Consider the following 1052-nt stretch of genomic DNA (forward strand, 5'->3'; position numbering starts at 1 on the left):
GGCCTGGGCTCCTTCCAGGACGTGCGCGTGGCGCACGTCGGCCCGGCGATCTCCTCCGGCCTCTTCCAGAGCTGGTCCGGACAGTGGACCAAGGGCGCGGGCGTGGTGCCGGGCGCGGAGGCGGGCCGGGTGCCGGGCGCGGGGGCGGCTGGTTTGAGCGCTGAGGCCGGGGCCGCGCCGTTCGCCCGCTCGGGCGCCGCCGGCTGGGGCTTGTCGGCCGGCTTCTTCCCGGGCGTGACAGTGGCCGCCGCGGCCTGATCGGGCTGCTGGGCGGGCTGCGCGGCGGTGGCGGGACGGGCCTCGTCTGGCAAGAGCGCTCCTCGTGCGGTTCCGGGTCCCCCGGGCAGGTCCGGAGAGGCCATCGTATCGACCTCTCTGTCCTGGTGCTCCAGAGGCTGAAACAGACCCCTGGGGTCCGGGAATTCCCGAGACGCCCAGGGGCCTGTGGTGCCGGCCGTGAAACCGCGGGTTCAGAGGGTGAGCAGCGCCTCCAGCGGAGCCCCTCGCAGGGCGGATTCCAGCCGGGTGCGCCCGCCGAGGAAACCCAGCTCCATCAGGACCGCGATGCCCGCGACCTGGGCACCGGCGCGGCGGATCAGCTCCAGCGCCGCTCCGGCGGTACCACCGGTGGCGAGGACGTCGTCGACGACCATGACCCGGTCGCCCGCCCGCAGATCCTCGGCGTGCACCTCGATCTCGGCGGTGCCGTACTCCAGGTCGTACGCCTGCGACAGCGTCGCTCCGGGGAGCTTGCCCGCCTTGCGTACGGGGATGAAGCCGAGGCCCGCGCGCACCGCGACGGGGGCGCCCAGGATGAACCCGCGCGCCTCCAGGCCGACGATCTTCGTGGCCCCGTGCCGCGCGGCCAGCTCGGCGAGCGCCTCCGTCAGCACCGTGAAGGCCCGCGGGTCCGCGAGCAGGGGCGTGATGTCCTTGAAGATCACACCCGGCTGCGGATAGTCCGGCACATCACGGATACGGCTGAGCAGCAGCTCGCGGGGGGCGCCGGTCATCGGCGCCTGCCCGGGGAACGGCCCCGGCCACGCCCACGC

Annotated in this window: 2 protein-coding genes; one reads left to right on the forward strand and one right to left on the reverse strand. The window is 74.6% G+C overall.

Going from position 1 to position 1052, the window contains the following annotated elements; translation table 11 throughout:
* Nucleotides 1-258 (forward strand): hypothetical protein (locus ACWF94_RS40930; RefSeq protein WP_453500441.1); only part of this gene is annotated, 258 nt, incomplete at its 5' end.
* Nucleotides 259-470: 212 nt separating this feature from the next.
* Here ACWF94_RS40930 and ACWF94_RS40935 read toward each other — a convergent pair.
* Complete coding sequence (locus ACWF94_RS40935) at nucleotides 471-1013, reverse strand: adenine phosphoribosyltransferase (protein WP_453500443.1); 543 nt, start codon at nucleotides 1011-1013, stop codon at nucleotides 471-473.
* Nucleotides 1014-1052 lie beyond the last annotated feature (39 nt).

It is taken from the genome of Streptomyces sp. NPDC055078 (assembly GCF_053607985.1).

Excerpts from the sequence above, each read along its gene's own strand:
- ACWF94_RS40935 (WP_453500443.1), bottom strand. The coding sequence starts at position 1,013 with ATGACCGGCGCCCCCCGCGAGCTGCTGCTCAGCCGTATCCGTGATGTG.